The following is a 24,544-nucleotide window of genomic DNA, read 5'->3' on the forward strand; positions in this document are numbered from 1 at the left end:
GCGGAACAGGCGAGCGGCACTCCCTCCTCGACATCATGATGATGCGCAGGTGATTCGGGTGTCGCTCCCCGTGCACGTTTTGGAAGGAGCACGATCTTGAGCAGCGAAATCATCAAGGTTCCCGACATTGGCGGTAGTTCCGATGTCGAGATCATCGAGATAGCGGTGGCGGTGGGAGATGTCATCTCCGCCGAAGACACCATGATCACTCTTGAGTCCGACAAGGCCAGCATGGATGTGCCGGCACCGAAGGGCGGCAAGGTGGTGAAGATTCTCGTCAAGGAAGGCGACACCGTCTCCGAAGGCGACGATATCCTGGAGCTGGAAGCCGAAGGCGGTGGTGACACCTCCTCTGACGCTTCTGACGAGCAGGAAGCGCCGAAGGAAGAGGCTCCCAAGCAGGAAGCCTCTGAGCAGCAAGCGCCGAAAGAGTCCGCTTCTGCACCGAAGGCCGCTTCCGGTGGCACCCAGACCGTCGACATCGTCGTACCGGACCTGGGCGACTCCGAAGCCGTGCCGATCATCGAGATGGCCGTCTCCGAAGGCGATGAAGTCGACGCCGAAGATGCGCTGATCACGCTGGAATCCGACAAGGCCAGCATGGACGTCCCGAGCCCGCACAAGGGCAAGATCGTCAAGCTGACCGTCAAGGAAGGCGACAGCGTCGCTTCCGGTGATGTCATCGGTCAGATGGAAATCGCCGGTGAAGGCGGTGACAGCGCGTCTGATTCCGCGCCGGCCGAGCAGGCTTCTTCCTCCGAGTCCACTTCTGAAGACACGTCTTCTGAGGCACCGGCTGCTGAAGAAGCGCCGGCCTCCGGTGAGCCGGAGCGCAAGGAATTGCGTGTCCCGGATCTGTCCGGCAGCGACAGCGTGCCGATCATCGAGATGGCCGTGGCCGTCGGTGACGAGGTCAACGAGGAAGACGCGCTGATCACGCTGGAGTCCGACAAGGCGACCATGGACATCCCGAGCCCCTACAAGGGCAAGGTGGTGGAGCTTTCCGTCAAGGAAGGAGACACCGTCTCCGAGGGTGACCTGATCGGTTACATCGAGGTCGCGGGTGCCGCGCCTGCGCCGAAGGCTGCCAAGTCCGAAGCGCCGGCTGCTCCGAAGGCGGAGAAGAGCGAGCAGAAGCCGTCTCCGACACCGGCCGGTGCGCCGAGCCCGGAAGCCCAGATGGCCGCTCACAAGCCGAGCAAGGGTGCCAAGGTCCACGCAGGACCTGCGGTTCGCCTGCTGGCACGTGAGTTCGGTGTCGACCTGGCGGACGTTTCCGGCAGCGGTCCGAAGGGCCGTGTGGTGAAGGAAGATGTCCAGGCCTACGTCAAGCAGATGATGCAGAAGGCCAAGTCCGCACCGGCAGCCCCTGCCGCGCAGGCCACCGGCGGTGCCGGTATCCCGCAGGTGCCGGATCAGGACTTCAGCCAGTTCGGTGAGATCGAAGAGAAGAAGATGGGCCGCCTGATGAAGGCCGGTGCCACCAATCTGCATCGCAGCTGGCTCAACGTCCCGCACGTGACCCAGTTCGATGAGGCCGATATCACCGAGCTCGAGGCCTTCCGCAAGTCCATGAAGGCCGAGGCGGAAGCGGCAGGTGCCAAGCTCACGCCGCTGCCGTTCATGATCAAGGCGGCGGCTCACGCGCTGGCCAAGTATCCGCAGTTCAACGTCAGCCTCAAGGCCGACGGCGAGACCCTGGTGCACAAGAAGTACGTGCACATCGGTATCGCGGTGGATACGCCGGACGGCCTGATGGTGCCGGTGATCCGCAATGCGGATCAGAAGAGCCTGCTGGACCTGGCCAAGGAATCCGTGGAACTGGCCAAGAAGGCGCAGACCAAGAAGCTCAAGCGCGAAGAGATGACCGGTGGTTGCTTCACCATCTCGAGCCTTGGCTCCATTGGCGGTACTGCCTTCACACCGATCGTCAACACGCCGGAAGTCGCCATCCTGGGCGTCTCCAAGGCGCAGATGAAGCCGGTGTGGGACGGCGCTGCCTTCCAGCCGCGTCTGATGATGCCGCTGTCACTGTCCTACGATCACCGTGCGGTGAACGGGGCGGATGCAGCACGCTTCACGGCGTATCTGGCTCAGGTGCTGACCGACGTGCGTCGCATGCTGCTCTGATGATGCCTGTGGCATGAAGCGCGGGTGCCGCGACCTTCCTGGAAGGTGAAGGCGCTCCTCGCTGACAGAACGGCCTCCTTCGGGAGGCCGTTTTTTTGTGCATGTCCGTTGGTGTGGCAGGGCGGCGACCGCTGTTGCTGCCCTGCACAACATGCGATGCTTCACGCCAACCTGCCGCGATCTGTCGCATCGTGCTGGCACGACCCGGGAAGGCCGGTTCTCGCAACACACAAGGAGCAAGACAATGGAATGGTTGATGGACCCTTCGGCATGGGTGGCCCTGGCGACCCTGACCGCGCTTGAGATCGTGCTGGGCATCGACAACATCATCTTCCTGTCGATTCTGGTCGCGCGGCTGCCCGAGTCCCAGCGTCAGCGCGGGCGCATGATCGGCCTGGGCCTGGCGATGGGCATGCGCATCGTGCTGTTGATGTCGCTGTCGTGGCTGATGTCACTGACCGCGCCCCTGTTCAGCGTGGCCGACTTCAGCTTCTCGGGACGTGATCTGATCCTGGTCTTCGGGGGCCTGTTCCTGCTCGGCAAGAGCACCCACGAGATCCACGCCAACCTGGAAGGCGAAGACCCCGCCGAAGAGGGTGCGAAGAAGGGCAGCGCCAGCTTCATGGCGATCATGGTCCAGATCGCCTTGATCGATATCGTCTTCTCGCTGGATTCGGTGATCACGGCGGTGGGCATGGTCGATCACCTGATGGTGATGGTCATCGCCATCGTCATCTCGGTGGGCATCATGATGGTGGCCGCCAAGCCCATCGGCGATTTCGTCGATCGTCACCCGACCATCAAGATGCTGGCGCTGTCCTTCCTGATCATGGTCGGCATGATGCTGATGGTCGAAGGCTTCGGTGTCCACGTGCCCAAGGGCTACATCTACGTGGCGATGGCCTTCTCGCTGGCGGTGGAAATGCTCAACATCCGTCTGCGCAGCAAGCGCGCCAAGGCAGTGCGTCTGCGTCGCAGCAGCCAGGCGGAAGACGTCACCGAGTGAGACACTGGCACAGCAACGGCTGACATGACTCAGCCTGATCACGCCACGGCGACTGAGCAAGGTGGCCCGGCGTGAGTGGAAAGACGCCCTCTGCGACCGCGTGCCGCAGGGGGCGTTTTCGTGTCATGACAGCCGTGTATGGCAGGTCGGCAACCGGCGAGGAGGGCGACAGGCCCTCCTGCGCGCCAAAACAGTGCCAAAGGGCGGTATACGCGCCTTTGGTGTGCTTGTGCCGGCGTCGTGTGAACGGTATCGTCAGCTCTACATTGCATGGCGATGACATAATGAGATCATCCGTGCGCGCCGTCGTTCTGCGCAGCACATATTGGTCCGCTGCCCATATTCATCCTGGTCATCGATACGCTCGATGCGTTCGGCCCTCATGAGGTAGTCGAGCGTCTCGACGCCGCGAGTTTCGCCGCTTCACCTCGATCGTGTCGACGACCAGAGCGCCTTGGATGGCTATCTGCCGCCGAGGGCAAGGTGCACCAGCGCCAGATGACCCTTTACACCCGTTTGATGCTTTTCATTTGCACACTCAAGGAGCAGTACCGATGCGTTTGATCCTGTTGGGCGCCCCCGGCGCCGGCAAGGGCACCCAGGCCCAGTTCATCTGCGAGCGTTTCAACATCCCGCAGATCTCTACCGGAGATATGCTGCGCGCCGCGGTCAAGGCCGGCAGCGAGCTGGGACTCAAGGTCAAGGAGATCATGAATACCGGCGGACTGGTGTCCGACGAGATCATCATCGCCCTGGTCAAGGAGCGCATCAGCCAGCCCGATTGCGAGAACGGCTTCCTGTTCGACGGCTTCCCGCGCACCATTCCGCAGGCTGACGCCATGAAGGAAGCCGGCGTGAAGCTGGACCACGTGGTCGAGATCGCCGTCGCTGACGAAGAGATCGTCAAGCGTCTGTCCGGTCGTCGTGTGCACCCGGATTCCGGTCGTGTCTATCACATCGAGTACAACCCGCCGCGCGAAGAAGGCAAGGACGACGTCACTGGCGAAGCCCTGATCCAGCGTGAAGACGACCGCGAAGCCACCGTGCGCAACCGCCTGTCCGTCTATCACGAGCAGACGGAACCGCTGGTCGAGTACTACTCCAGCTGGTCTGCCACTGGCGATGCCCAGGCCCCGGCCTACCACCGCATCGAAGGCGTCGGCTCCGTCGACGACATTCGTGCTCAGCTGGTCAGCGCGCTGGAGCACTGATTGCCTGGTACGCCTCAGGTGGCTCAGCTGGAACAGATAGGGTTGCGCTGATGAAGCCGGCCGCCTGACGAAGAACGCCCGTAGACATTGTCTGCGGGCGTTTTTTTGTTCTTCGCATACTGGCGCGAATCAGGAATTAGGCGTTGCGGCAGGCCGCTTGCCGGCGTGGGCTCGGGGGTTGCAGCAGGAGTGACGCCCGCGGCCGACACCAGCCGTGGACAGCCTGCGTCTTTTGCTGCCCGCGGGGGACGGGTAGAATCGCGTCACATTTTTCTGACGACGAACCGCCCATGACCACGCTTCTGGCCATCGATGCATCCTCTTCCGCCTGTTCCGTTGCCCTGTGGCAAGACGGCGTTGTTACTGCCGAGCGCTGTGAGGCTCCCCGTCAGCACACCCAGCGCATGATGCCGATGATCGAGGCGCTGCTGGCCGCTGCCGATCTGACCCTCAACGACCTCGATGCCCTGGCCTATGGCCACGGACCGGGCTCGTTCACCGGGTTGCGCATCGCCGCTGGCACCATCCAGGGCCTCGCCTTCGGTCTCGATGTGCCGGTGATCGGCGTCTCGACGCTGGCGGCCCTGTCACTGCAGGCCCACCGCCAGCATCACGCGCGTTTCGTGCTGCCGATGCTGGATGCACGCATGGGCGAGCTCTATACCGGCGCCTATCGCGTCGTGACGCGCGCTGACGGCGAGATCGAGGTCGAGCAGGTGCTACCCGAGCAGGTCTGCGCTCCGGGCCTGCTGGAGCTGCCTGCGGCGCTGCGTGAGCATGACTGGCTGGCGGTCGGCTCGGGACTGGTGATGCACGACGAGCTGCCCCAGAGCGTGCGTGCCAGCCTGGCACTGCAACTTCCCGAGCCGCAACCGGATGCCGAGGCCATGGTGATGCTGGCCGCCCAGGCGTATGCCCGCGGTGAAGCGGTGTCGGCGGTCGAGGCCCAGCCGGTCTATCTGCGCAATGAGGTGGCATGGCGCTGATGGCACCAGGGATTGCCATCTCGTTGCGTCATCGTGGGTTCAGCCAAGGCTGACATAAGGTTCGCGCATCATCATGTCGCGCCCGACACTCGCGGCGCGGCTTGACGCAAAGCGTTGTTCTGTCACTACGGCACGTGCAGTGCCATAGACGATGTCTGTCGTCCGTGTGGGCCACTGAGGCCCGTCTCTCTTAAAAGGATGTTTCATGGAACTCATGCATGTGGTGGCGTTGGCCGTCATTCAAGGTCTGACGGAATTTCTGCCGATTTCCTCCTCCGCCCACCTGATTCTGCCCTCCCAGGTGTTCGGCTGGCCGGACCAGGGGCTGGCGTTTGATGTCGCGGTACACGTCGGTACCTTGCTGGCCGTGGTGATGGCCTTCCGCAAGGATGTCGCCAATATTCTCGCTGGCTGGTTTGGCCAGTTCAGCGGCGGCGGTACGCTGGCGGCGCGCCAGACCGAAGACAGCCGTCTGGGCTGGGCGGTGTTGCTGGCGACGCTGCCGGCCGTGATCTTCGGCGGCCTGCTGGGCGATGTGGTGGAAACGGCCGGGCGCTCGATCGCGGTGATCGGAACCACCACCATCGTCTTCGGTCTGCTGCTGTGGTGGGCGGACGTCAAGGGCGCACGCACGCGTGACCTGGCGACGCTGACGCTCAAGGGCGCGCTGATCATCGGCCTGTTCCAGGCGCTGGCCCTGATTCCCGGCACCTCGCGTTCGGGCATCACCATCACCGCCGCGCTGCTGCTGGGCTTCGAGCGTCAGAGCGCCGCGCGCTTCTCCTTCCTGCTGTCGATTCCGCTGATCGTCGCGGCCGGCCTGCTCAAGGGCCTGGAGCTGATCGAGACCGGCAGTGAGGCGCAGCTGTTCGATGTCGCCCTCGGCGTGGTGCTGTCCTTCGTCTCCGCGCTGGTGTGCATCAAGCTGTTCCTCAAGGCCATCGACAGCATCGGCATGCTGCCCTTCGTCATCTATCGCCTGCTGCTGGGCATGATGCTGTTCGGCATGCTGTTGCTGCTGTAAGCCATGCGTGCGATGACGTAAGCTTGTCTCCTGACGGCGTCGCTCTTGCGGCGCCGTCGGCGTTTGTCAGCCTGACCGCATGCCATGCGAGTTTCCCTTTTCCTGCGTTCACCGTTTCGCTTCACTGTTTCTCATAGAGCCCATCCATGCTGCCACCCGAAGACACCCTCGCTGCCCATGATGCAGCGGCCGATGCCGCTCCCGTGATCGCCATTGCCCGTTCACGGCTGCAGGCGCGCCCGGAACTCGCTATGCTGGCGGCACATTTCGGTATCGCGCTGCGGGAAGATGACGAGATGCCGGCGCTCAAGCTCGAGGTGGCGCTGGACGAGCAGGGCGCACCGCGCCTGGTGATCGCTGGAGACGAGCGTGAATACGGCAAGCCGCTGTGCGTCGATTTCGTCGCCGGTCGTGCCGATCATCGCCGTCGTTTCGGCGGGGGGCGCAACCAGCTGATCGCACGCGCCTGTGGCCTGAATCGAGGCGCACTGCCGAGCATCGTCGATGCCACTGCAGGGCTCGGGCGTGATGCCTTCGTGCTGGCGAGTCTCGGGGCACCGGTATTGATGATCGAACGCGTGGCGGCCACGGCGGCGATTCTGGTCGATGGCCTGACCCGGGCACAGGGCTGTGCGGATGACGAGATTCGCGAGATCGCGCTGCGCATGCAGGCGCTGCACGGTGATGCCACGCGGGAGCTCGGGGAGCTGGTGACGCAGTGGGACCAGCCGCCGCAGGTGGTGCATCTCGACCCGATGTACCCGCACCGTGACAAGTCGGCCCTGGTCAAGAAGGAGATGCGTGTCTTCCGCGCCCTGGCCGGCGATGATGCGGATGCCCCGGCGCTGCTCGAGGCGGCGCTGGAGGTCGCGACGCATCGCGTGGTGGTCAAGCGCCCACGCAAGGCCGAACCGATCGGCGGGCTCGCGCCGAGCCATGTGGTCGAGGAAAAGACCAGCCGCTACGACGTCTATGTGAAGCAGGCGCTGCGCTGACGCCTGACGATGGCGTCAGCAATGTAAAAGCCTCCGCCAAACGCAAAAGCCCCCGCTCGCGATGTGATCGCGGCGGGGGCTTTTTTGCGCCAGGGGCCTCGGCCCATCATCTCATTCGCGCTGAGAGGAGGTGTCGGGCGCCTTGCGGTCTGCTGATGCGGTTTCGTCAGCGGCCTCGTGGTCGTCGAGGGCTGGGTGCTGCTCCTCGTCCATTCCTTCGGTCGGGGCGTCGCTCTCGCTCTCGTTCTCGGTCTCGTTCTCGCTGTCGCGCAGGCGCACATGCTGCAGGCGATGGCGCAGGGCGGGATCGAACAGATCGCGGCCGTGCACCTGCAGGTCTTCCAGCGCTTCGCCGAAGCATAGCTGACCGCTCTCCAGCCAGATGAACTCCAGCTCCAGCAGCGTATCGAGCAGGCCGCTGAACAGACGCTTGTCGAAGAACTCCGGCGCATTGAGGCCCGACAGCAGGGTCAGGCGTTCGGCCAGGGCACCGGAATGGCTCTCGAGGGACTCGCGGTCCAGCGTGCCGCTGCCGTGCTGCAACAGGGCGGCGATCAACAGGTAGCCGCGTTCCAGCGTCGGTTGTACCGGCTGAGCCAGCAGGCGCAGCTGCTCGGAAGGCTCCTGACTGGCCACCGGACGTGACCAGCGCTCCGGAGTGTCGCCAGTCGCCACTTGATGCTCCAGCAGACCTTCCTCGCTCATCAGAGCCAGCGTGGCGGCGATATCCGCCTTCAGCTCAGGGGCCTCGGGGACGAACAGCTCGCGCACCAGCAGCGGCCAGGCGGGACTGATCTGGTCTTCCAGTGCCTCGAGGGTGTACTGGGCCGTGTTGCGGAAGGCGAAGGCGATCAGCGCCGGCAACGCCAGCAGGTGCAGCACGTTGTTGCGATACCAGGTCAGCAGACTGGCCTGCTCCGGGGTGGCGATCACCAGCTCGCCAAGACTCTGTGGGCGCAGGGTGACCAGCCCCAGATGCGCGCAGTGTGCGACCCACTCATCCGGCGTGCCCTCGGGCAGGCTATGGTCATGACGGCCCGGCAGCTTGTCGGCGAGACGCACCAGCATCGCCAGCTGGCGTTGCAGCAGGCTGGCCTCGATGGCGTGGTGGGCGGTGGACAGCAGCACCAGCGCCGTCAGCGAGACCGGATTGAGCGCGGCGGCGGCATTGATGCGCGTGGCGATTTCATGCCCCAGTTGCGGCACCGCCTGGGTCAGCCATTCTGGGCGGCGCTGGTGTCGGCTGGCCTTCCAATCCGGCGCGGCCTCATCCAGCCATTCGCCCAGCTTGAGCGGCTCGCCGATGTTCAGGTAGACCTTGCCGAAGGGCTGCTTGAGCTGGCCGAGCACGCGGATGAGGTCGAGCGGTGATTCCTTCTTCTTGCTGGCCCCCGACAGCTCGCGCTGATAGCTCAGGCTCTCGAAGACCTTCTCGTAGCCGATGTAGACCGGCACGAAGGCCACTTCGCGGCGCGTATCACGCAGGAAGGAGCGCAGGGTCATCGCCAGCATGCCCGGGCGCGGGGGCAGCATGCGGCCGGTGCGTGAACGGCCCCCCTCGATGAAGTATTCCAGCGGGTGGCCACGGGTGATCAGCTGATGCACGTACTCGTCGAAGACGGTGGCGTACAGGCGATTGCCGCGGAAGCTTCTGCGCAGGAAGAAGGCGCCGCCACGGCGCAGGATCGGGCCGATGATCGGCATGTCGAGATTCTTGCCCGCGGCGACGTGGGGCGTCATCAGGCCCTCGTGGAACAGCACGTAGGACAGCAGCAGATAGTCGATATGGCTGCGATGACAGGGCACGTAGATCAGCTCGCAGTCGCCGGCGATCGCCTTGACCTGCGCCATGCCACGCACCTCGACGCCGTCGTAGAGCTTGTGCCACAGCCGCTTGAGGGCATGCGCCAGAAAGCGCTGCACCGGATAGCCCATGTTGGAGGCGATCTCGCGACCATACTGCAGGGCGCGCTTCTCCAGGCGTGCCGGCGGCTGATTCTGCTCGCGTGCCAGCTCGCTGATCACGTCCTGCACGGCGGGCGCCTTCTGCAGGTTGCGAATCATGGTGTGGCGGTGGGAGAGGTCTGGCCCCAGCAGGCGGGTACGCACGCGCCGGAAGTGCACGCGCAGCAGGCGCGAGATGCGGCGATGCGCCAGTGCCGAGTCCTGCGGGCCTTCCCTGAGCGCTTCGTGCAGCCTGAGCGGCTGGCCGAAATGCACATCCACCGAACGACCATGCGCCAGAATCGCGATGGCGCGGCGCAGCACGCCCGTCACGCGCCAGCTATCGGCGGAGATGAACTTCCAGAAGCCGAATTCCTTGCCCGGGGCACGCCCCCAGAACACGCTGACCGGCACCAGCTGCACCTCGACATCACTCGGGGCGTCTTCCAGTGCGGCGATCAACTTGGCCAGGCGGCGTGACAGCAGGCTCCTGTCGCTGCGCGAGCGCCGCAACAGACGAAGACGGGAGTGGCTCAGGCGCAGGTCGCCTATGCTCAGAGGCAGGGTCGGCGAGGGCAGGCCACGTGCCTCGCACAGCTGCTCGACCACCAGCTCGTCGGACAATGCCTGGTACGGGAAGACGTAGACCACCGGCAGCGTCGGGTCGAGGTTCAAGGCGCTGTGGTCCAACGCATTGATGTCGGGCTCCACCGCGCGCAGCTCCACCCACTTGTCCAGCAGACGGCGACTGACATTGCGCAACGGGCGCAAGACTAAGGTGACTGGCGACATGGTGAGGCTCTCGCAGGTGTGGACAAGGACGGACTACCGGAAACGACAATCTGTCGGCGTTCACGAATAAAGCATCGGGACGATGAATGAGGGTTGATTGCGACGTTTTCATGGTCTGGCTGGTAGCGCTCAGCGCAAGCATGATATTGAACATTATACGCATTCTGCCCGCAGACGCCGTGCAGAGTACTTGGTGACTGAGTACGTAGCGACAGAGTACTTGGTGACTGAGTGCGTAGTGACGAAGCGCACAGTGGCAGCATCTGGCGGTGCACCGTCATGGGCATCGCCATCTGTATCGTGCCGTGCAGGGAAATGACGGGAGGCAAGGCATGCTGGGAATGTGGCGATCAGGCAATCGATTCACCTTGCTGCCGGAAGGCGCGCGTTTTCTGCCCAGCATGCTGGAGGCGGTGGAATCCGCGCGCCATTCCATCCTGCTCGAGCTGTATCTGGCCGAGAGCGGTCACCTCAGTCGCGTCCTGATCGATGCGCTGTGTGGCGCGCGCCGCCGCGGTGTGACGGTGCTGGTGCTGCTGGATGGCTTCGGCTCGCTGGGCCTCGAGGAAGTTGATCGCCAGCGCATGATCGAGGCCGATATTCAGCTCAGGATCTACAACCCGCTCTCCTGGTGGCGGCTGGGGCGCAATCTGACGCGTGACCATCGCAAGCTTCTGGTGGTCGATGGGGAGGTGGGCTTTACCGGCGGCTTCGGTGCGGTGGATGTCTTCGCCGAGGCCTGGTCGGAAGTCGCGATACGCATCGAGGGGCCGTGCATCAGTGACTGGGTGCGCCTGTTCGCACGCGTGTGGGACTCCGCGGCCAGTCGTGGCCATGGCAGCCGACTGGCGGTGCGCAGCATCAATGTGCGGGCGTGCCGGGTCGAGGGCTATCTGAGCATGCGTGGGCGGGTGGTCTGGGGGCATGGTTTCCGCTATCAGGCCATCCGTCATTCCCTGCAGCATCAGGCCAGCAGCTCACGCAAGCGGCTGTGGATCTGCACGCCATACTTCGTGCCGACCTTCAGCATGCGGCGGCGTCTCAAGCGCGCGGCGCGCCGGGGTGTCGATGTCCGCTTGCTGATCGCCGGCCAGCATCATGATCACCCGGGCGTGCGCTCGGCGGGGCAGCGCTTCTATGCCGGGCTGCTCAAGGCGGGCGTGCGTATCCATGAATTCCAGCCCCGCTTTCTGCATGCCAAGTTCTCATTGGCGGATGACTGGGTGACGCTGGGGTCGTGCAACTTCGATCATTGGAGCCTGCAGTGGAATCTGGAGGCCAATCAGGAGGTGCAGGACCATCGCTTCGCCGCCGAGGTCGCCACGCTGTTCGAGCATCACTTCGCCCACAGTGTCGAGATCACCCAGGCCGCCTGGCAGCGTCGGCCATTGATGCAGCGCTGTCGCGAGTGGGGCTATGGCACCCTGGATAGCCTGGTGACGCGGCTGCGCTGAGCGGCTCGCAGCTGTCAGACGCGGCTGCGTGGAACCAAAACGCCGGACGACCCATGAGGTCGCCCGGCGTTTTGGTTTTCAAGGCTGCATGGCGTTAAGAGCGCCGTGGCGGGATCAGCGCTTCTTGCCGCCGCCCTTGCCACCGTTCTTGTTGCCACCCTTGCCAGCGCCCTTGTTGCCGGCGTGCTTGCTGCGCGGAATGCCGGCCGCACCCGGTGCGGCGGAACCCTTGCGACGCGGCGACGGCTTGGGGCTCTCCGGCGGGACACGGTAGAGCAGGTAGAGGTCCAGCAGCAGTTCCGGCAGCTGGTTGACGAAGCGCTGGGCACCGATCGGGTCGGCGATCAGCTCGCCGATCTCCGGGTCTTCATCGTCGAAGACGCCGGAGATGGCCATGAACGGCAGCAGCAGTTCGGCGGCCGCCTCTTCCTGGGTACCGAACCAGGCCTCCTCGTCCATGAACACGCCTTCCATGAAACCGGCACACCAGTCGCCGATCGGCGTCTCGACCGGGTCGGTACCGCCCAGTTCCAGCTCGAACAGCAGTTCCGGCAGCACGCCGTGCTCGAGGGCATCGATGGCGTTGGCGCGCATCTGCTCGAACAGGGAAACGACTTCCGCTTCCTGTTGCGGGCTTTCGTAGCTTGGCTGCCCCTGGAAGAGTTCCGGCAGCCACAGGCTGGAGGGCACTTCGCGCGGCGCGATGGCCAGTGCCAGCATGAAGCCATGCGCACTGATGATATCGAGAGCTTCCGGGCCGACGATGTCGGACTCGAGGAATTCGTCGAGGATGTCGAGGGATTCATCATCCAGCAGCGGCTGGGTCTGGACAGGCTCGGCCATGGGGGAGTCTCACGTGCGATAAGGGGAGAAGTCGAACAGTGCCGCCTGGCTACCTGGGTGAACCAAGGGGAACCGGGCAAGCGTGAATGGCGCTAGTGTATCATTTCACGCCTCGAGGAGTGGTACGCTCGCTCGTCATCAGCTCATCCGTTCCATCGCTCTGCTGTCTGGTCATCGTGTCATGTCATCATCCACTCGTCGTGTCGTCAGTCGATACCGATTTGCGCCCGATCATGCCTTGGCCTGCCTGGGGGAGACCCCCGCGACGCCACTGCCGCTGGCCGATGCCGCCGCGCTCGAGGCGCTGACGGCGCCTGCCCTGCACGCGACGCTGGAGGCGCAGGTACTGGCATGTCTGGCACGCGCGCGTGCCCTGTTCCCCGAGCTGCGCATGCCGTCGGTCTCCTGCCGCCTCAAGGGGCGCACGGCGGGCACGGCGGATTCGGCGCGCCAGCGGCTGCGCTTCAATTGGCAACTGCTCAGCGAGAATCGCCATCACTTCCTCAGCCAGACCGTCCCCCATGAGGTCGCGCACTGGGTGGTGATGGAGGTGGTCGAGCGCGCCGGAAAGACACGCGTCAAACCGCATGGCCCCGAGTGGCAGCAGGTGATGACCAACCTCTACGGCATCCCCCCGGAGGTGACGCATCGCATGGATGTCTCGACTGCCAGCCCGACGCCCTGGGCCTATGGTTGTGGCTGCGATACCGCGCACTATTTCAGCTCGCGACGCCACGCCAATGCCCAGCGCGGTCACCGCTATCGCTGTCGGCGCTGTGGCCAGGAATTGAGCGGGCCCTTGAATGACCCGGCGCGCCATGCGTCGACTGCGCGTTGAGGCGCATTTCGCTCGCTGGCGCGTCATTGCAAAGTGCGAGTCGCGCCAGAGGGTGTCTTTTCAGGCGGTTTCTGTCCTCCGAACGTCGCTGTGACCTTGGTGTAATTTGTTGATAAACAGTTGAAATAATTAGTAAAAATTTATCTACCAAGGTCTAGTGTGTGGCCCCCCCATGCTTGGGTTTAAGCTGAAATGGACTTGCCTCGGCTCGCCTGCGCTTCACGCATGCCGCGTGGGACAGCGAGTCGCCAGCCAATCCGTCAGAGGTCACGCCACATGAGCGAACATGCCAAGGTTCATCCGGTCACTCCCGATGTCGCCGCCCACGCCTGGGCAGACCGCGAGCGCTATCAGGCCATGTATCAGCAGTCCGTCGAGGCGCCGGAGACATTCTGGGCCGAGCAGGCCCAGTCACTGGACTGGTTCGATGCGCCCTCGGTGATCCGCAATACCAACTTCGGCCCCGGTGATGTCGATGTGCGCTGGTTCGAGGACGGCAAGCTCAACGTGGCGCACAACTGCCTCGATCGCCACCTCGCCGAGCGTGGCGATCAGGTCGCCATCATCTGGGAAGGGGACGACCCGAACGAGTCCCAGTCGATCACCTATCGCGAGCTGCATGCGCGTGTCAGCCAGTTTGCCAATGGCCTCAAGGAGTTGGGCGTCAAGCGGGGCGATGTGGTCACGCTGTACATGCCAATGATTCCGGAAGCCGCGATGGCGATGCTGGCCTGTACGCGCATCGGTGCCGTGCACTCGGTGGTGTTCGGTGGCTTCTCGCCGGACGCGCTGGCGGGGCGTATCGTCGATTCCAGCTCGCGCATCGTGATCACCGCCGATGAGTCACTGCGGGGTGGCAAGCGCGTACCGCTCAAGGAGAATGTCGATGAGGCGCTGGAGCGTGATGGCACCGACTGTGTCGACCACGTGCTGGTGGTGCGGCGTACCGGCGGTGAGGTGAACTGGGGCAGTCGCGATGCCTGGTTCCATGAGCTGGTGGACCGTCAGTCCAGTGACTGCCCGGCCGAGGCGATGGGCGCCGAAGACCCGCTGTTCATCCTCTACACCTCCGGTTCCACCGGCACGCCCAAGGGCCTGAAGCACACCACGGGCGGTTATCTGCTCTATGCCGCGATGACCCATCGCTACGTGTTCGATTACCACGATGGCGATATCTACTGGTGCACGGCGGATGTCGGCTGGGTGACCGGCCACAGCTACATCGTCTACGGGCCGCTGGCCAATGGCGCGACCACGCTGATGTTCGAGGGTGTGCCCAGCTATCCGACCCACGGGCGCATCGGCGAGATCGTCGACAAGCACCAGGTCAATATTCTCTATACCGCCCCGACCGCCGTGCGTGCACTGATGGCACACGGTGACAGCGTGATGGACTCAAGCTCGCGCACGAGCCTGCGACTGCTCGGCTCGGTGGGCGAGCCAATCAACCCCGAGGCCTGGGAGTGGTTCCACCGCGTGATCGGCAATGGCAATTGCCCGCTGGTGGACACCTGGTGGCAGACCGAGACCGGCGGCATCATGATCGCGCCGCTGCCGGGCGCGACCGATCTCAAGCCGGGCTCCGCCACGCTGCCGTTCTTCGGTGTGCAGCCGGCGCTGGTCGACAACGAGGGCAACATCCTCGAGGGCGCGACCGAAGGCAACCTGGTGATTCTCGACAGCTGGCCGGGGCAGGCACGTTCGATCTGGGGCAATCACGAACGCTACGTGCAGACCTACTTCTCCACCTATGCGGGCATGTATTTCACCGGTGACGGCTGTCGTCGCGACGAGGATGGCTACTACTGGATCACCGGGCGCGTCGATGATGTGCTCAACGTCTCTGGCCACCGCATGGGCACCGCCGAGATCGAGTCCTCGCTGGTCGCGCATGAGGCGGTCGCCGAGGCCGCCGTTGTCGGCTATCCCCATGACATCAAGGGGCAGGGAATCTACATCTACGTGACGCTCAACGACGGTATCGAAGCCAGTGATGAGCTCAAGAAGACGCTGACCCAGTGGGTGCGCAAGGACATCGGCCCGATCGCCTCGCCGGATGTCATCCAGTGGGCGCCGGGGCTGCCCAAGACGCGTTCCGGCAAGATCATGCGCCGCATCCTTCGGAAGATCGCCGCCAACGAGACCGACGGCCTCGGCGATACCTCGACCCTGGCGGACCCGTCAGTGGTGGATGACCTGATCGAGCAGCGCGCCAACCGCTGAACGCGTCGAGTACCGGTCATCGAGGCCTGACAAGACACGCAGCGACAGCGAAGCGCGGGAGCCTGGCTCCCGCGCTTTTTTGTGCGCCTGTCCGGGGGCATCTGTCTGTTCGTATTCCTGGCCCGCGCTTTTGCGCTGTGCGAGACGTGAAAGGTTGGCCATCGAGGAGGCGCTGGCTTGATAATGATGCGACAGCGCATGTGCCCGCGGAGTCCATTCGCGCCTCGCTGCGCATTTCCCCAATCAATTCATGATCAAGGCCGCCCCCATGTCAGCAGGCAAGTCGGATGCATCCTGCCCCGCCTCTCAGCCAGCCAGTTCTCCCGCCAGTTCTCCCGCCGCCGCGTCGTCCAATGAGGGCGAGAATCGTCCTCGCGCCGTCATCCTGATGTGCCTGTCGGCGATCTCGTTCGCGCTGATGGGAGCGATGGTCAAGCTGAGCGGCGACCTGCCGCTGTTCGAGAAGGTCTTCGTGCGCAACCTGGTCAGTCTCGGCGTGGCGGTGGTGATGGTGCGCATGGCGGGCGCGCGTCTGCTGGGCCACTGGCGCCACCAGCCGATGCTGATGGCGCGGTCACTGATCGGGCTCGGCGGCGTGATGAGCTTCTTCTACGCCATCGATCATCTGCTGCTGGCAGATGCGACTATTCTGAATAAGCTATCGCCGTTCTTCGTCAGCCTGTTCGCCGGCCTCTTCCTGGCCGAGCGCCTTGGTGGCTGGCGGCTGGTCGGCATGCTGGTCGCCTTCTCTGGCGCGGCGCTGGTCATCAAGCCGCAACTGGCATTTGCCGAGGGCGGCGTGGAGGCATTGTTGCCCGCCATGGTCGGGCTGGGTTCGGCAATGCTGGCGGGGGCGGCCTATACGCTCATCCGTGCGATGAGAGGGCGCGAGGCCTCGGCGACCATCGTGCTGCATTTCTCGCTGGTCTCCAGTGTGGTGACATTGGTGCCGATGTTGATGAATCCGGTGATGCCGAGCGGCCCTCAGGCGCTGGCCTTGCTGGGCATCGGCATCTTTGCGGCCGGCGGTCAGATTCTGATGACCACCGCCTATCGCCTCGCACCGGCGGGGGAAGTGTCGATCTATTCCTATCTGACCATCGTGTTTTCGGCACTGGCGGGCTGGGCCATCTGGGGGGAGGTGCCGGATATCGCCAGTCTGATCGGCTTCGTGCTGATTGCCGGTGTCGCATTGATCGGCTGGCATGCCAGTCGCGTTGCGGGTAGGGTTGTCTGACTCACCATCCCCAGGATGCTGTCAGAATCAGCGCACGGATTGTTCGCTCGCCGGGCATCAATCCGTGCGATACTCGTGTTCCCCGAGCGAAACATCAGTACATCTTCCGATGGTGGGCTGCTTTGTTAAACGCACGTTTTATGGGGTAACATGCCAGAAAATAACGGCGATTGTTGACCGGCCAGGAAGGTCGGTGATGATCACCATCGGGGTTTTGGAGGAGACTCAATGGCCTTTGCCCAGAAGTTCATCGTTGCAGACGATCACCCGCTCTTTCGTGCCGCACTGACCCAGGCGCTTAGACAAGTCGCCTCCCAGGCGGAGATCGTCGAGGCTGACAGCATGGAAGCGACCAACGAAGTCGTTGCCCGCCATCCCGATGCCGACCTGATCCTGTTGGACCTGCACATGCCGGGAGCCCACGGCTTCTCCGGTCTGATCCAGTTGCGTGGCCAGACACCGGACATCCCGGTGGCGGTCGTGTCCGGTAGCGAGGAGCCCTACGTGGTGCGCCGCGCCATCGATTATGGGGCCTCCGGCTTCATTCCCAAGTCCGCCAGCCTCGACGTCATCGCCGAAGCCATCGGCGAGATCCTCGAAGGTGAAGTCTGGCTGCCGACGGATATCGCCGAGGCCATGGGCGAGTCTTCCGAAGATGAATCGCGCTTCGCCGAGGCGATCGCGTCACTGACGCCGCAGCAGTTCCGCGTGCTCAACATGCTGACGGAAGGTCTGCTCAACAAGCAGATCGCCTATGAGCTGAATGTGTCCGAAGCCACCATCAAGGCCCACGTGACCGCCATTCTGCGCAAGCTGGGCGTGCATTCGCGCACCCAGGCCGTCATCGCGGCCCAGCGTCTGGAAGTCGAGCCGCCGAAAGTCCGCTCCTGATCCTGCGTCAGCGCTTGAGCTGAGGCTCTTTTCGAGAGTCGCGCCTTCAAGCCACAAAAAGCCCGCCCTGTCGCTGACAGGGCGGGCTTTTTGCTTCTACCAGGTCTAAAGAGCGACAGGCTGGGTCTAAAGAGCGACAGGCCAGCTCGCCTGATCAGGGGGCTGGGTCATCCGTCGCGGCGTCGGGAGCATCACTCGTGCCACTGGTGTGCTTCTCGGCGCGGTTGGCCTGCAGGGTGCGCGTCAGCAGCGCACGCAGTGCGGCGGGTCGTACCGGCTTGAGCAGCAGGTGATAGCCCGCACGGCGCACTTCCTCGGCGACCTCATCGGTGCGGTCGGCGGTGATCACGATGCCCGGCACCGAGCCCGCCAGACGTTCATCCAGCGCGTCCAGCGCCATCAGGCCCGTCACCTCGTTGTCGAGGTGGTAGTCGGCGAGGATGGCATCCGGATCACCATCCAGGTTGCGGATCACCGACTTGGCGCCGCCGATCGAGGTCGCCGTGAACACCTCGCAACCCCAGCCGGACAGCATCGCCTTCATGCCCTCGAGAATCAGGCTCTCGTTGTCGATGCACAGGACGCGAGTGCCGGTCAGCTTGTTGCCGGCGCGCTTGCGAGCCGGCACGGCATCCGGCAGCTCGGCCGCCGGCAGCTCCTTGCTGATCGGCACGCTGACGGCGAAGACGGTGCCGATGCCGACCCAGCTGCGCACCGTGATCGGGTGGTCGAGCACCCGGCTCATGCGTTCGGCGATTGACAGTCCCAGGCCGAGACCCTTCTCGCTTTCCTTGTGACGCTCGGTCTGATCGAGACGCCGGAATTCCTGGAAGATCTCGGTCAGCTTCGACTCGGGAATGCCGGGGCCGGTGTCCCAGACCTCGATGCGAATGCGATCGCCCAGACGGCGACAGCCCAGCAGCACATGACCCTGACGGGTATAGCGCACCGCGTTGGAGAGGAAGTTCTGCACGATGCGTCTGAGCATCTGGCCATCGGAATCCACCGCCAGCTGCGTCATCACCACTTTCAGGTCCAGCCCGCGATCTTCCGCCATCACCTCGAACTCGGCCTTGAGCGGCTTGAGGATGTCGGAGAGGCGGAACACGCTGCGGCGTGGCGCCAGTGCCCCGGCATCCAGCTTGGAGATGTCGAGCAGGGTGCTGAGCAGTTCCTCGGCGGCCTGCAGCGAGTTGTCGATGTGATTGGTGGTGGTCTTCATCTCGCCTTCGACCTGCTGGGCGAGGGCGGAGGTGAACAGGCGCGCCGCATTCAGTGGCTGCAGCAGGTCGTGGCTGGCCGCGGCGAGGAAGCGAGTCTTGGAGGCGTTGGCATCCTCGGCCAGCTGCTTGGCCTGACGCAGTGCCTGCTCGGCCTCGGCGCGCACGCGGTTCTCGGTGCGCAGGGCCTCGTTGACCTGTGACAGCTCCTGGGTACGCACGCGCACGCGCTCTTCCAGGTTCTCGTTGGTCTCCTTGAGGGCGATCTCCGCCAGGCGTCGCTCGGTGATGTCCTGATAGAGCGCGAAGAAGCCGAGGATGTTGCCCTTGGTGCTGAAGTGCGGCGTATAGGTGACCAGCATGTAGCGCACGCCGCCTTCCGGGGCTTCCAGCGAGATCTCGAAGGAGACCCGCTCACCTGACAGCGCGCGCGTCATCCACGGCGCGCGTTGGCGATAGATGTCTTCCGGCATCGCCTCTTCGGCGGGCTCGCCGATCACGGCGGTACGGTCGATGCCCATCACCGCTTCATAGGCACGGTTGGTGAAGAGGTAGCGACACTCCTTGTCGAAGTAGGCGATCAGCGCCGGCACGTTGTCGGTGTAGATGCGGATGTTGTTTTCCGAGCGGATCAACGCCTCTTCGGTGCGCTTCTGCTGGGTGATGTCCTGATAGGTGTAGACGAAGCCGCCACCGGGCATCGGATTGCCCTGGATCTCCATCACGCTGTCATCCTGGCGATAGCGCACGTAGCGGTGCGGCTCGCCGTTGCGGATGGCATCCAGCAGCTGGTCGACGTGCTCTTCGGGGTCGCCCGGGCCGTATTCGCCGTTGTGGGCGTTGTAGCGGAAGATGCGATCGATGGGAGCGCCGACCCGAATCAGGTTGTCAGGGAAGCGGAACATGTCCAGGTAGCGCTGGTTCCACACCACCAGGCGCATGTGCTGGTCGACCACGCTGATGCCCTGGTGGATGTTCTCGATGGTCGCCTGCAGCAGGGCGCGGTTGAATTCGAGCACCTGCGAGGCTTCATCGACGATGGAGATGACATCCGAGATGCCGATGCCGCGGCCCTGCAGCGCCGAGTTGACGACGATGCGTGCCGAGGAGGCGCCGAGCACCGAGGCCAGGAAGCGTTCGGTGAACTGGATCAGGTCGATGGAGGCGCGTGCATGCAGCTCCAGCGGCTGGCCGCTGCGGCGTGCGTAGTCCTCGAAGGCGCGCTCGACCTGCTCGTGGCTGAGGAAGCGTTCGCACAGGACGCGCAGGTCCGAGACGGAGGTGGAGCCGGTCCAGGGGCGCGAGACGCTGGTCTGGCGGGTCTCGACACTGTCGACGAACAGCGAGGCCTGGATGCGCTCGACCACGCGCTGCGGCGTCATCTGCGAGACGAAGATGTAGCAGAACAGGTTCAGGCCGAGCGACAGCATCACGCCGTGGGTCAGCGGGTCATTGAAGCGGAAGCCGAACAGGCCATGCGGCGACAGCCAGTCGATGCCCAGCGGCCCTTGGTTGACGATCTCGGCCGGCATCAGGCCCGCCTGTGCCAGTGCCGGCACGAGCAGGGTCCAGGCCCAGACCGCGAAGCCGACATTCAGGCCGACGATGACGCCGAGGCGATTGCCGCGCTTCCAGTAGAGGCCACCCATCAGCGAGGGCGCGAACTGGGCGACGGCGGCAAACGACAGCAAGCCGATGGCCGAGAGGGTGCTGTATTCGGCGATCAGCAGATAGAAGCCGTAGGCCAGCGCCAGGATCATCACGATGGTCAGACGACGCGCCAGCAACACGATATGGCTGTAGTCGCGCGCCTCGGTATCGAACCAGCGCAGGCGGAACAACAGCGGAATCACGATCTCGTTGGAGATCATGATCGAGACCGCGACGGCGGCGACGATCACCATGCCGGTGGCGGCGGAGAAGCCGCCGATGAAGGTCAGCAGGGTCAGCCAGGTCTGGTCCGCCGCCATCGGCAGCGCCAGCACGAAGCTGTCCGGTGACACCGAACCGTCGGGGAACATGGTCAGGCCGGCGGCGGCGATCGGCAGCACGAAGAAGGAGATGGCGACCAGATAGATCGGGAACATCCAGCGCGCACGCCGGGCGTCATCGTGGTGGGTATTCTCGACCACCGCGACGTGGAACTGACGCGGCAGGCAGAAGATCGCCAGCATCGCCAGCAGCGTCTGGGCCCAGAAGCCGGTGCCGAAGGTCTGGGTCTCCAGCTGCTGTTGCAGCTCCAGATAGGTATCGGCCTTGGTGAACAGGTCGCCCAGGCCATTGAACATGCCCCAGGTGACATAGACGCCCAGGGTCAGGAAGGCGACCAGCTTGACCAGCGATTCGAAGGCGATCGCCTGCAACAGGCCGACATGGTGCTCGGTGGCGTCGGTGTGGCGGGTGCCGAACAGGATGGCGAACAGCGCCATGATCGCCGCGACATAGAAGGCGGTATCGCCCAGCCAGGCGGTTCGCGTGACATCGCTGGTGTCGGTGAGTACCTGATAGGCACTCGAGACGGCCTTCAGCTGCAGGGCGATGTAGGGCAGGGTGCCGACCAGGGCCACCAGCGAGGCGAACACCGCCAGCGACTGTGTCTTGCCGTAGCGCGAGGCGATGAAGTCGGCAATCGAGGTGATGTTCTGGCGCTTGGCGACCCGAATCATCTTGAGCAGGATCGGCCAGAACAGCAGACAGGCCAGAATCGGCCCGATGAAGATGCTCAGATAACTCCAGCCGCTGGTCGCGGCCTGCCCGACGCTACCGTAGAAGGTCCAGCTGGTGCAGTAGACCGCAAGCCCCAGACTGTAGACCGCTGGGCGCCGATTCGGCGACCCGTGTTTCTTGGCGTTGCGATCCCCCCGCCATGCAATCGTGAACAGCACCGCGATATATGCGAGTGCCACTGCGATCAGCCACCAACCCTGGAACATGTCGCTCTCCTCTCTGGAAGCGCCATTCTACGCAGCCCCGCCACGAGTCCCAAGCATTGTGCATGACAGACTCGGCGTCTTGAGAGTCGTGGGGAAGAGGCTGTGTCATCCATTGCCATGCAGACGCCTCGCTGGCTGCCCTCAAGAAGCGGTAAATGGCGTCTGCACAACGGGCCTGTTTTCCGGCATCGGCCAATGTCATGCGCGCAATACGCCGAAGCTTTCGCCGATCATTCTTCGCCCATTTGGCCAATAGACCAAGGGATTGCATCTTTAGGATATGAATCAACTTGTTGATTTCAAATGAATTGTATCGTTCTCAATTATGCTCCATCAGGGATGGCTGACATTCTCGACTAAAGTCAGCCTGCAGCGTTGCAGGGCCTTGTCTACTGTCAGATTCGAGTCGCCAAGTTTCCTGTCATGCCTTGAAAAGCGCAGGAAATACCCATCAACCGCCGAGAAAGGATCATCCGCTGACGGGTGGTCATCGATCTCCGGATCGCCAATCACTCCACTTCGCCAATCACAATAACAATGCGAGAACACCATCATGAAGGAAGCGAATGCCAAGGCGTATTGGTCCGCCAATATCAAACTGATCATGGGCTATCTCGTGGTCTGGTTCGTGGTGTCCTATGGATGCGGGATATTGCTGGTGGACGTGCTGAACAACATCCAGTTCTTCGGTTTCAAGCTGGGCTTCTGGTTTGCGCAACAGGGAGCGATCTACTTCTTCCTCGCGCTGATCATTCTGTATGCCCGTTCGATGAACAAGCTCGATGAGCGCTTCGATGTTCACGAGCAGTGAGTCAGTGACACGCCGGGCACAGGCCGCTCGTCGTGACGCGCCGTTGTGTGAATAAGAACAATATGATCGACATCGCCAAGGACACTGCCAATGGATGTTCAACTGCTGACCTATCTGTTCGTGGGCGCGTCATTTGCGCTCTATATCGGGATCGCGGTGTGGTCGCGAGCCGGTTCCACCAAGGAATTCTATGTCGCCGGGGGTGGCGTTCACCCCATCGCCAACGGGGCAGCGACCGCCGCTGACTGGATGTCGGCGGCCTCGTTCATCTCGATGGCGGGCATCATCGCCTATGTCGGCTATGACGCCTCCGTCTACCTGATGGGCTGGACCGGCGGCTACGTCCTGCTGGCCATGCTGCTGGCGCCGTACCTGCGCAAGTTCGGCAAGTTCACGGTGCCGGACTTCGTCGGTGACCGTTACTACTCCAGCGTCGCGCGCACCGTGGCGGTGGTCTGCGTCATCTTCATTTCCTTCACCTATGTCGCCGGCCAGATGCGCGGTACCGGCATCGTCTTCGCGCGCTTCCTCGAGGTGGATGTGAACGTCGGCGTGGTGATCGGCATGGCGATCGTCTTCTTCTATGCGGTACTCGGCGGCATGAAGGGCATCACCTATACCCAGGTGGCCCAGTACTGCGTGCTGATCTTCGCCTTCCTGGTGCCGGCGGTGTTCCTGTCGATCATGATGACGGGCCACGTGCTGCCGCAGACCGGTTTCGGCGGCACCCTGGTCGATGCCCAGGGCAATGACACCGGCGTCTATCTGCTGCACAAGCTTGATCAGGTGGTGACCGATCTCGGCTTCCGCGAGTACACCGAGGGTTCCAAGTCCACCATCGATGTCTTCTTCATCACCGCCGCGCTGATGTGCGGTACCGCGGGCCTGCCCCACGTCATCGTGCGCTTCTTCACGGTGCCGACGGTCAAGGATGCGCGTATCTCCGCCGGTTGGGCGCTGTTCTTCATCGCACTGCTCTACACCACTGCGCCGGCCGTGGGTGCCTTCGCGCGGGTGAATCTGGTCGAGACCGTCAACGAGACGGCCTATGAGGAGCTGCCGGGCTGGTTCTACAACTGGGAGAACACCGGGCTGATCGGCTGGGTCGACAAGAATGGCGACGGCATCATCCAGATGCGTGGCGGTGATCCCTTCGCGGGCAAGCCGAGCTACGAAGGCAGCGCCGACAGCCAGGCAGCCCGCGGTGAGTACGGTCAGCGCCTGGTGAGCAACACGCCCACCGACAACGAGAGCGAGGTCTACATCGACCGCGACATCATCGTGCTGGCCAACCCGGAGATCGGCAACCTGCCGGCATGGGTCATCGCACTGGTGGCGGCGGGTGGGGTGGCGGCAGCACTCTCGACGGCGGCCGGTCTGTTGCTGGTCATCTCGTCGGCCATCTCGCATGACCTGCTCAAGAAGACCTTCAAGCCGGACATCAGCGAGAAACAGGAGCTGGTCGCGGCACGTCTGGCGGCGGCAGTGGCCATCGTGATCGCCGGGTACTTCGGTATCAACCCGCCAGGCTTCGTGGCGCAGGTGGTGGCCTTTGCCTTCGGGCTTGCGGCATCGAGCTTCTTCCCGGTCATCCTGCTGGGGATCTTCTCCAAGCGCATGAACAAGGAAGGTGCCATCGCGGGCATGCTGGTCGGCCTGGTCTTCACCTTCAGCTACATCGTCTACTTCAAGTTCATCTCGCCGGAACTCAACAGCGCCGAGAACTGGTTGCTGGGTGTGTCACCGGAGGGGATCGGCTCGCTGGGCATGGTGCTCAACTTCGTCGTCGCGGTCATCGTCTGCAAGATGACTCCGCCGCCGCCCGAGCACATCCAGCATATCGTCGAGGACATTCGTGTTCCGCGCGGGGCCGGAACAGCAGTGGATCACTGATTCAGGCAGCAGGGCCTGTTCGCGCAGCACGCAGCATCGGCGCGAACAGGCCCCCGTTTCCCGAAGCCCCGTCTTGCACCTGCAGGCGGGGCCTCGTGGTTTGAGGGCTCGTG

16 protein-coding genes are annotated in these 24,544 nt (G+C 63.7%); 13 read left to right on the forward strand and 3 right to left on the reverse strand.

Annotated features, from left to right (window positions below; all coding sequences use genetic code 11):
• The first annotated feature begins 96 nt into the window (after positions 1 to 96).
• From aceF to MSG32_RS15920, 6 genes are all read left to right on the forward strand, one after another.
• Entirely contained in the window at positions 97 to 2,130 is a 2,034-nt protein-coding gene (aceF, locus tag MSG32_RS15895) for a pyruvate dehydrogenase complex dihydrolipoyllysine-residue acetyltransferase (protein ID WP_248380641.1), read from the forward strand.
• 244 nt (positions 2,131 to 2,374) lie between these two features.
• Entirely contained in the window at positions 2,375 to 3,136 is a 762-nt protein-coding gene (locus MSG32_RS15900) for a TerC family protein (protein WP_043333781.1), read from the forward strand.
• A gap of 554 nt (positions 3,137 to 3,690) precedes the next feature.
• Entirely contained in the window at positions 3,691 to 4,347 is a 657-nt protein-coding gene (gene adk, locus MSG32_RS15905; protein ID WP_131432716.1) for an adenylate kinase, read from the forward strand.
• A gap of 290 nt (positions 4,348 to 4,637) precedes the next feature.
• Positions 4,638 to 5,333, forward strand: a complete 696-nt coding sequence (gene tsaB / locus MSG32_RS15910; RefSeq protein ID WP_248380643.1) for a tRNA (adenosine(37)-N6)-threonylcarbamoyltransferase complex dimerization subunit type 1 TsaB — start codon at positions 4,638 to 4,640, stop codon at positions 5,331 to 5,333.
• A 205-nt stretch (positions 5,334 to 5,538) separates the two neighbouring features.
• Positions 5,539 to 6,357 carry an undecaprenyl-diphosphate phosphatase gene (locus MSG32_RS15915; RefSeq protein ID WP_054556849.1) on the forward strand — a complete coding sequence of 273 codons (819 nt, stop codon included), beginning with the start codon at positions 5,539 to 5,541 and terminating at the stop codon, positions 6,355 to 6,357.
• 296 nt (positions 6,358 to 6,653) lie between these two features.
• Entirely contained in the window at positions 6,654 to 7,352 is a 699-nt protein-coding gene (locus tag MSG32_RS15920; protein WP_225348174.1) for a class I SAM-dependent methyltransferase, read from the forward strand.
• 111 nt (positions 7,353 to 7,463) lie between these two features.
• Here MSG32_RS15920 and plsB read toward each other — a convergent pair whose 3' ends face one another.
• Positions 7,464 to 10,088, reverse strand: coding sequence for a glycerol-3-phosphate 1-O-acyltransferase PlsB (gene plsB, locus MSG32_RS15925; RefSeq protein WP_248380645.1), 2,625 nt, complete (start codon positions 10,086 to 10,088; stop codon positions 7,464 to 7,466).
• A gap of 332 nt (positions 10,089 to 10,420) precedes the next feature.
• Here plsB and MSG32_RS15930 point away from each other — a divergent pair, with 332 nt between their 5' ends.
• Entirely contained in the window at positions 10,421 to 11,542 is a 1,122-nt protein-coding gene (locus MSG32_RS15930) for a phospholipase D-like domain-containing protein (protein WP_248380647.1), read from the forward strand.
• Positions 11,543 to 11,656: 114 nt separating this feature from the next.
• Here the strand turns inward: MSG32_RS15930 and MSG32_RS15935 are convergent, their stop codons facing one another.
• Positions 11,657 to 12,385 carry a YecA family protein gene (locus MSG32_RS15935; RefSeq protein WP_248380649.1) on the reverse strand — a complete coding sequence of 243 codons (729 nt, stop codon included), beginning with the start codon at positions 12,383 to 12,385 and terminating at the stop codon, positions 11,657 to 11,659.
• Positions 12,386 to 12,566: 181 nt separating this feature from the next.
• On the opposite strand from MSG32_RS15935, the gene MSG32_RS15940 reads away from it, so the two are divergent.
• The 4 genes from MSG32_RS15940 to MSG32_RS15955 all read left to right on the forward strand — a co-directional run bounded on the left by MSG32_RS15940 (position 12,567) and on the right by MSG32_RS15955 (position 17,574).
• Positions 12,567 to 13,223 (forward strand): SprT-like domain-containing protein, encoded by a 657-nt coding sequence (locus MSG32_RS15940; protein WP_248380651.1) that lies wholly within the window; start codon positions 12,567 to 12,569, stop codon positions 13,221 to 13,223.
• Positions 13,224 to 13,499: 276 nt separating this feature from the next.
• Complete coding sequence (gene acs / locus MSG32_RS15945; protein ID WP_107335998.1) at positions 13,500 to 15,446, forward strand: acetate--CoA ligase; 1,947 nt, start codon at positions 13,500 to 13,502, stop codon at positions 15,444 to 15,446.
• A gap of 268 nt (positions 15,447 to 15,714) precedes the next feature.
• Positions 15,715 to 16,683, forward strand: coding sequence for a DMT family transporter (locus tag MSG32_RS15950; RefSeq protein WP_248380653.1), 969 nt, complete (start codon positions 15,715 to 15,717; stop codon positions 16,681 to 16,683).
• A 228-nt stretch (positions 16,684 to 16,911) separates the two neighbouring features.
• Positions 16,912 to 17,574, forward strand: coding sequence for a response regulator transcription factor (locus MSG32_RS15955; protein ID WP_043333788.1), 663 nt, complete (start codon positions 16,912 to 16,914; stop codon positions 17,572 to 17,574).
• Between the two features lie 154 nt (positions 17,575 to 17,728).
• Here the strand turns inward: MSG32_RS15955 and MSG32_RS15960 are convergent, their stop codons facing one another.
• The gene (locus MSG32_RS15960) at positions 17,729 to 21,727 is read right to left on the reverse strand and encodes a NahK/ErcS family hybrid sensor histidine kinase/response regulator (RefSeq protein WP_248380662.1); all 3,999 of its coding nucleotides are present in this window, start codon (positions 21,725 to 21,727) and stop codon (positions 17,729 to 17,731) included.
• Positions 21,728 to 22,280: 553 nt separating this feature from the next.
• Here MSG32_RS15960 and MSG32_RS15965 point away from each other — a divergent pair.
• On the forward strand, positions 22,281 to 22,538 hold the full coding sequence (locus tag MSG32_RS15965) for a DUF4212 domain-containing protein (RefSeq protein WP_043333789.1): 258 nt from the start codon (positions 22,281 to 22,283) through the stop codon (positions 22,536 to 22,538).
• A 90-nt stretch (positions 22,539 to 22,628) separates the two neighbouring features.
• Positions 22,629 to 24,431, forward strand: a complete 1,803-nt coding sequence (locus tag MSG32_RS15970) for a sodium:solute symporter family protein (RefSeq protein WP_248380664.1) — start codon at positions 22,629 to 22,631, stop codon at positions 24,429 to 24,431.
• Positions 24,432 to 24,544 lie beyond the last annotated feature (113 nt).

Source organism: Cobetia sp. 1CM21F (assembly GCF_023161745.1).
GTDB classification, from domain to species: Bacteria; Pseudomonadota; Gammaproteobacteria; order Pseudomonadales; family Halomonadaceae; genus Cobetia; species Cobetia amphilecti.